Source organism: Phaeobacter sp. CAU 1743 (genome assembly GCF_039839315.1).
Lineage (GTDB): Bacteria > Pseudomonadota > Alphaproteobacteria > Rhodobacterales > Rhodobacteraceae > Phycobacter > Phycobacter gallaeciensis_A.
The window spans coordinates 136,148-142,610 of sequence record NZ_JBDOQR010000003.1; the positions used below are offsets into that span (position 1 = coordinate 136,148).

Genomic DNA, 6,463 nt, shown 5'->3' on the forward strand with positions numbered 1-6,463 from the left:
CATGAGCGATCTGAACAAACTGGGCCTGGCCGAGGCCCGCGATGCCCTGCGCAAAGGCGACACTACCTCAGTCGAGCTGACCGAAGCCTGCCTGAAGGCAATCGAAGGCGCCGATGCGCTGAACGCCTTCGTGCACAAGACGCCTGAGATCGCGCTGGAGCGCGCAAAGGCAGCCGATACCCGCATCAAGGAAGGCGATGCGCCTGCCATGTGCGGCCTGCCGGTCGGGATCAAGGATCTGTTCTGCACCAAGGGCGTGGACAGCCAGGCGGCCTCCAACATCCTTAAAGGCTTCAAGCCCGAGTATGAGTCGACCGTTTCGCAGAAACTGGTCGATGCCGGTTCCGTGATGCTGGGCAAACTGAACATGGACGAATTCGCCATGGGCTCGTCCAACGAAACCTCTGCCTATGGCGATGTGGTCAGCCCCTGGCGGCGTGACGGCAGCGATGCCAAGCTGACACCGGGCGGCTCCTCGGGCGGCTCTGCGGCTGCCGTGGCGGCAGACCTGTGCCTTGCGGCCACCGGCACTGACACCGGCGGCTCGATCCGTCAGCCTGCGGCCTTTACCGGCACCGTCGGCATCAAACCCACCTACGGGCGCTGCTCGCGCTGGGGCATCGTGGCCTTTGCCTCCTCGCTGGATCAGGCCGGACCGATGACCAAATCGGTGCGTGACGCGGCAATCATGCTGGAAGCCATGGCCGGGCATGATCCCAAGGACAGCACTAGCGCCGATCTGGCCGTGCCGAATTTCGAGGCGATGCTGACCGGCGACATCAAGGGCAAGAAAATCGGTATCCCGAAAGAGTACCGCATGGACGGCATGCCCGCCGAGATCGAAAAGCTCTGGGCCGATGGTACTGCCATGCTGAAGGACGCGGGCGCCGAGATCGTCGACATCTCGCTGCCGCACACCAAATACGCGCTGCCTGCCTATTACGTGATCGCCCCGGCCGAAGCCTCGTCGAACCTCGCACGCTATGACGGGGTGCGCTACGGCCACCGCGCCACGCTGGAGGCTGGCGACGGCATCACCGAGATGTACGAAAAGACCCGCGCCGAAGGCTTTGGCCACGAGGTGCAGCGCCGCGTGATGGTCGGCACCTATGTGCTGTCGGCAGGCTTCTATGATGCCTATTACAACCGCGCCCGCCGCGTTCGCACCCTGATCAAGAAGGACTTCGAAGATGTCTTTGCCGCAGGCGTGGACGCGATCCTGACACCGGCGACGCCCTCTGCTGCTTTTGGGCTGGGTGAAATGACCGATGCGGATCCGGTACAGATGTACCTCAATGACGTCTTTACCGTCACTGTGAACCTTGCGGGCCTGCCGGGCATCTCTGTGCCTGCGGGTGTCGATGCACAGGGTCTGCCGCTGGGCCTGCAGCTGATCGGCCGCCCCTGGGAAGAGGGCGATCTGCTGAACACCGCCTATGCGCTGGAGCAGGCCGCCGGGTTTGTGGCAAAGCCGGGGAAATGGTGGTAAAACCGGCTCAAACAAGAGCATGAACCATACGACCATAAACAGGTGATCCCGATGCGCGTCTTCGTCTCCCTCGCCGCCGCTGGCAGTCTTCTGGCCCTTGCAGCTTGCAGCCCGCCAGTGCCGGACAGCGCGGCCGGGGTGGGCGTGGACGGCGATCCCTTCGCCGCCCGTCCGGCGCAGGGCACCACGATCAACGGCGATCCACTGATCCCCTCGCCTCAGGTTGTCGGCGCGCCCCTGGCGATGCCGACAGATCAGAGCGGAGCCACCTCGGTCGCTGCGGCTGGAGCCTCGGTTGGCACTGGCAGCAATGCCGATATCGCTCGCGAAACGGCAGCAGCCCTGAGTGCGGCGCGGGCCAACTCTGGTCAGGCGCCGCTTGAAGCAAGCCCGGACAACCCTGCGCCGCAGATTGTCGGTGGCAACCCGCGTCTGTCGGACGAAAACAGCTTTGATGCGGTGTCGTCGCGCCAGACCATCGAAAGCGATGCCGAGCGTCTGAAACGGCAGCGCGCCCAGTATCAGGTGGTGGAGCCGACGGCGCTGCCCACGGTCTCTGCGGGCAACCGGGATCCAAATATCGTGCAATACGCGCTCAGCACTTCCAACCCGCCGGGCAACCGCATCTTCAGCCGCACGGGTATCAACCTCAAGGCCCGCTCGTCGCGTAATTGCGCAGGCTATGCTTCGCCCGAGCTGGCCCAAGTGGCGTTTCTTGAGGCGGGCGGCCCCAAACGCGACCGCTACGCGCTGGACCCGGATGGGGATGGCTATGCCTGCGGCTGGGACCCGTCCCCCTATCGTCTGGTCCTGCGCGAAGACTCCTGATGTCCGGAACTGACAGGGCAGGGGATGAGGCCGGGGCGATCTGGCATCCCAGCCCCAATTTCGGTCCGCGTCGTGACGGTCTGACGCCGGCTTTCGTGGTTCTGCACTACACAGCAATGGAGACGGCTGAGGCTGCCCTGCAGCGGCTGTGTGATCCTGCGGTCGAGGTGTCGGCCCATTACCTGATCGGACAGGATGGCACCCTCTGGCAGATGGTCGAGGAGGCGCAGCGCGCCTGGCACGCTGGTGCGGGCGAATGGTGCGGGCTGGAGGATCTCAATTCCCGGTCCATCGGGATCGAGCTGGACAATCGCGGCGATCACCCGTTCTCCGAACCGCAGATGGCGCGGCTGGAGCAACTGCTGGGCGATATCCTGCGCCGCTGGGAGATCGCGCCCGAGGCGGTGATCGGCCATTCGGACATGGCGCCGGGCCGCAAATGCGATCCGGGTGCCCGGTTCGACTGGGCGCGGCTGGCCCGTCAGGGGCTCGCCCGGCAGGTAGCGCAAGCGGAGGCGGCAGGGCAGAGCCTGATGGAGTCAGAGAGCGCCGATATGGCGCGTTTCCGCGCCTATGCCCGCGACATCGGATATACCGCCCCGGTGGAGGATGAGACGCTGCTGGCAGCTGTGCGGCTGCGCTATCGTCCCCAGGCCCGCGGGGCGCTTTGTGCGGAGGATTTCGCGCCGCTGGGCCAGGCAGACCTCTGGGTCTGAATGAGACCGGCTGCAACCACCCTTGACCTGTCAGCCCCCAGGGCCTAGGTGCAGCCCTGCGCAGAAGGCTGGACGGCCGCGCTGGGGGCTCGCCCTCCGCGAGGAAAGTCCGGACTCCCTAAAGCAACGGTGCCGGGTAACGCCCGGGCAGGGCAACCTGACGGATAGCGCCACAGAAATGAAACCGCCGTGCCCCCGGCAACGGATCAGGGCGCGGTAAGGGTGAAACGGTGGGGTAAGAGCCCACCGCGCCCCTGGCAACAGGGGCGGCACGGCAAGCCCCACCGGGAGCAACGCCAAATAGGGCCCCCGCGCGGGTAGGTCCCGGCAACGGGATACCGCCGCTAGGCATGCTTTAGCCAAGAGGGCCGGGTTGGCAGCTAGAGGTACGCAGTAATGCGTATCGCAGATGAATGGCCGTCCATGAGGCGCAAGTCTCGGGACAGAATCCGGCTTACAGGCCTTCTGCGCAAAATATCCCCCCGAATCCTATTGACTTGGGGGGCAGTGCAGGTAAAAGCGCACGCTCATATAGGAATTTACCGAGAGGCCCCCTGCCTTTTCGGACGCAGGAGAAGCACCATGGCGAAGCCGACGACCATCAAGATCCGCCTGAACTCGACCGCGGGCACGGGCCACTTCTACGTGACCAAGAAAAACGCACGCACCATGACCGAAAAAATGGTCATCCGGAAATACGATCCGGTTGCGCGCAAGCACGTCGAGTACAAAGAAGGCAAAATCAAGTAAGCCCATCCGGCATACAGGATTTTCAAAAAGGGTCACGCCGCGCGCGTGGCCCTTTTTCGTGTTTGGAGCCGGGTTTTCGGCGGTCGTCGCAGGCGCAGGGCAGGTGAGAGCTTGTTCGAATTTGAAAAAATTACCCAATAGTTTAGCCGCCTGTACGAAAGGATAGTTCCCCTTTTCGCCTCATTTCGGTCGTAACTTGTTTACGTGGGTAAATGAGACAAGTGGGTGATAGTATGTTCAGGCGTATCTTGTTCAGCGTGGTTTTTGCCGTGGCCGTGGCGCCCTCTCCGGAGGCGACGATTGCGGGCGTGGTGCCGGTTCCGGCGCCGGTGATGGCTGGGCCGCTGTCCCTGACCGCTGGTCGAACTCAGCAGCCTGCGACAGCGCCGCGCTCGGGCAGCCAGACCCTGCGGGTCGAGGTGCAGGGGCGGGCCTTGTCGCTCTCCGTTGTACGGGCGGGCTCGACCGGGCTCGCGGTGCTCAGCGCCCCTGCGCATAGCGTGATTGGCAACCTGCCTGACATGACCCCTGCGGATTTCCAGACCATTGCGGCGCGCGAAAGCGGCTGCAGCGTCTCGGGCGAGGTTCAGGTGCTCGGCAGCGACCGGGGCACGGTTGCCCTTGCCACCGGTCTAAGCTGCTCCTGAGCCGCCTCTCAGCTGGTCTGGGGGCTTGTGGAGATGAGCCTCAGGCGCGCCATTCCGCGACGGTCGTAACCGGCTGCAATCCCATGCTGCTCATCAGCCCGGCTGAGGCCGTGTCAAAGACGGCAAAGCTTGTGGTCAACGTGTCGATGCCAAGTGTCTGACAGCGGGATTTCACTTCTGTCACCAGTGCTTGACCAACTCCCAGACGGCGGAATGGCGGATCCACGGCAATATGATGCAACTGGATCCGTTTGCCGCCGCGCATCACCGGCAGGTGAGGCTGGTCTTCGATCTCATAGATAGCATAGCCCATCAGGGCGCCTGCGGGGCTTTGCGCGGCGATTGCCTGTATCCCGTCCTTTTCCATCCAGTCTGACAGCCAGTCTGCAATGTCACTGTCCGCCGGGGCAGACGGGTAGCGGAGGGGTTGTTCTTCCGCGTGCTGTGCATGGAGGTCCCGCAGCAAGGGAACAATACGCCCTGCGTCACGGGCAGTGATATCGGTAATCTTCATCTTCTAAATCCTGTGGTCCGTTCAAAAGGCCCAGCCAAAAAAAAAAAAATAGAAACGGCTAGGCATAAAGAAAGGGCGGATCGCTGTGATCCGCCCCTTGCTGAAATCTTGGTATGGCCGGTGGCGTTATTCGCGGTTCCCAAGCAGCTGAAGCAGCATCATGAAGAGGTTGATGAAGTCCAGATACAGGCTGAGGGCGCCCATGATCGCGGCTTTGCCCAGCCACTCCTGGTCGCCGGATTCGGCCATCTGCAGGTAGGTGTTCTTGATGTTCTGGGTGTCATAGGCGGTGAGGCCTGCAAATATCAGAACGCCGATCACCGAGATGGCAAAGGCCATGGCGGAGGACGCCAGGAAGATGTTCACCACCGAGGCCACGATCAGGCCGATCAGGCCCATGATCAGGAAGGTACCCATCGCAGAGAGGTCTTTCTTGGTGGTGTAACCCACCAGGGAAAGGCCCGCGAATGCGATGGCGGTGATCAGGAATACCTGAACGATTGATTCACCGGTAAAAACCAGGAAGATCGAGCTGATCGACAGGCCCATGACGGCTGCGAAGGTGTAGAACACCAGCTGCGCGGCCGAGGCCGACAGGCGGTTGATGGCGGCGCCAAAGCCGAACACGAAGGCGAGCGGCGCGAACATGATCACCCACTTCAGCGGCGACGCGTAGATCGCATAGCCCAGGCTGGTCAGGTATTTGTCGGCGCTCAGCTGTGCAGAGGCGGCCGACGGATCGGTTGTCACCGCGAGGCCCGCGATGGCCCAGGCGGCCAGAAAGGTGATGAACGTGCCCACGGACATGGTGCCGTAGACTTTGTTCATATGGGCGCGCAGGCCCGCATCGATCTCGGCAGTGCGTGCGCCTGCTGTAGAGCGAATGGTGTCAAACTGTGCCATGTATCATGGTCTCCGTTTACAAAAAGTCTCCCCAGTCGCGCGGAACGGCCGGTTCAGAGGCCGTGCGCAACATTCCCGTCAAATATCGGGGCAAAGCCCATACGGTTCAAGTCTGCGATGAAAAGATTTGCCGCAAAAACATGAAAAGGCGCACCATTCCAGCGGGTGCGCCTTCAGTCGTCATTTGTCATCTGTGAGGTCTCTGTCAGCGCGTCCAGGAATCCGGTGCGTCCCAGAACGGGCGGCGGGCCTCTTCCTTGGCGGCGTTGCGGCTGATGCCGATGTCTGCCAGCGCCTCAGCGTCCAGTTTTGCCAGCGCGCGCCGCTGGCGGGTCAGAGCGAATGCGCCCTTGATGCGATCCGCGAGGCTGCGGCGGGGTTTTGGGCTGACCGAGGTGGTGGAGATGTAGGTCATGTCTCTTGTCCTTTCTTTCGTTCGTGATGGTATCGTGGGTCAGTATCAATTCTGTTGATGTATATGGGGGAGTGTGATTAGGGTCTGTGGACATTCAGGATTCCCAAGCTGGCTGAAATCTGATTCAAGCTTCCAAAATGGAGGTTTGAATGAACGAAGAGCGGTTTGTGTTGACAGATGAGGTCTGGGTCCGCCTTGCGC

8 protein-coding genes and 1 other RNA gene are annotated in these 6,463 nt (G+C 62.3%); 6 read left to right on the plus strand and 3 right to left on the minus strand.

Translation table 11 applies throughout. The annotated features are described in order from the left end of the window. The first annotated feature begins 1 nt into the window (after position 1). From gatA to AAFO90_RS02385, 6 genes are all read left to right on the plus strand, one after another. Positions 2-1,489: an Asp-tRNA(Asn)/Glu-tRNA(Gln) amidotransferase subunit GatA gene (gene gatA / locus AAFO90_RS02360; RefSeq protein ID WP_347508373.1), complete on the plus strand. Its 1,488-nt coding sequence runs from the start codon at positions 2-4 to the stop codon at positions 1,487-1,489. A gap of 51 nt (positions 1,490-1,540) precedes the next feature. Further along, positions 1,541-2,317, plus strand: a complete 777-nt coding sequence (locus AAFO90_RS02365; RefSeq protein ID WP_274838626.1) for a hypothetical protein — start codon at positions 1,541-1,543, stop codon at positions 2,315-2,317. Beyond that, positions 2,317-3,033, plus strand: a complete 717-nt coding sequence (locus AAFO90_RS02370) for an N-acetylmuramoyl-L-alanine amidase (RefSeq protein WP_347508374.1) — start codon at positions 2,317-2,319, stop codon at positions 3,031-3,033. Before AAFO90_RS02365 ends, AAFO90_RS02370 begins: the two co-directional genes overlap by 1 nt. 60 nt (positions 3,034-3,093) lie before the next feature. After that, positions 3,094-3,506: RNase P RNA component class A (gene rnpB / locus AAFO90_RS02375), an RNA gene on the plus strand. Positions 3,507-3,615: 109 nt separating this feature from the next. Further along, complete coding sequence (gene rpmG, locus AAFO90_RS02380; protein WP_065270785.1) at positions 3,616-3,783, plus strand: 50S ribosomal protein L33; 168 nt, start codon at positions 3,616-3,618, stop codon at positions 3,781-3,783. Positions 3,784-4,016: 233 nt separating this feature from the next. Further along, the gene (locus AAFO90_RS02385) at positions 4,017-4,430 is read left to right on the plus strand and encodes a hypothetical protein (RefSeq protein ID WP_065270784.1); all 414 of its coding nucleotides are present in this window, start codon (positions 4,017-4,019) and stop codon (positions 4,428-4,430) included. Between the two features lie 40 nt (positions 4,431-4,470). On the opposite strand, the gene AAFO90_RS02390 is transcribed toward AAFO90_RS02385, so the two are convergent. The 3 genes from AAFO90_RS02390 to AAFO90_RS02400 all read right to left on the minus strand — a co-directional run bounded on the left by AAFO90_RS02390 (position 4,471) and on the right by AAFO90_RS02400 (position 6,262). After that, on the minus strand, positions 4,471-4,944 hold the full coding sequence (locus AAFO90_RS02390) for a GNAT family N-acetyltransferase (RefSeq protein WP_065270783.1): 474 nt from the start codon (positions 4,942-4,944) through the stop codon (positions 4,471-4,473). 126 nt (positions 4,945-5,070) lie between these two features. Beyond that, the gene (locus AAFO90_RS02395; protein ID WP_065270782.1) at positions 5,071-5,847 is read right to left on the minus strand and encodes a Bax inhibitor-1/YccA family protein; all 777 of its coding nucleotides are present in this window, start codon (positions 5,845-5,847) and stop codon (positions 5,071-5,073) included. A gap of 205 nt (positions 5,848-6,052) precedes the next feature. Further along, positions 6,053-6,262 (minus strand): DUF1127 domain-containing protein, encoded by a 210-nt coding sequence (locus AAFO90_RS02400; protein ID WP_347508375.1) that lies wholly within the window; start codon positions 6,260-6,262, stop codon positions 6,053-6,055. Positions 6,263-6,463 lie beyond the last annotated feature (201 nt).

Excerpts from the sequence above, each read along its gene's own strand:
- gatA (WP_347508373.1), top strand. The coding sequence starts at position 2 with ATGAGCGATCTGAACAAACTGGGCCTGGCCGAGGCCCGCGATGCCCTG.
- AAFO90_RS02365 (WP_274838626.1), top strand. The coding sequence starts at position 1,541 with ATGCGCGTCTTCGTCTCCCTCGCCGCCGCTGGCAGTCTTCTGGCCCTT.
- AAFO90_RS02370 (WP_347508374.1), top strand. The coding sequence starts at position 2,317 with ATGTCCGGAACTGACAGGGCAGGGGATGAGGCCGGGGCGATCTGGCAT.
- rpmG (WP_065270785.1), top strand. The coding sequence starts at position 3,616 with ATGGCGAAGCCGACGACCATCAAGATCCGCCTGAACTCGACCGCGGGC.
- AAFO90_RS02385 (WP_065270784.1), top strand. The coding sequence starts at position 4,017 with ATGTTCAGGCGTATCTTGTTCAGCGTGGTTTTTGCCGTGGCCGTGGCG.
- AAFO90_RS02390 (WP_065270783.1), bottom strand. The coding sequence starts at position 4,944 with ATGAAGATTACCGATATCACTGCCCGTGACGCAGGGCGTATTGTTCCC.
- AAFO90_RS02395 (WP_065270782.1), bottom strand. The coding sequence starts at position 5,847 with ATGGCACAGTTTGACACCATTCGCTCTACAGCAGGCGCACGCACTGCC.
- AAFO90_RS02400 (WP_347508375.1), bottom strand. The coding sequence starts at position 6,262 with ATGACCTACATCTCCACCACCTCGGTCAGCCCAAAACCCCGCCGCAGC.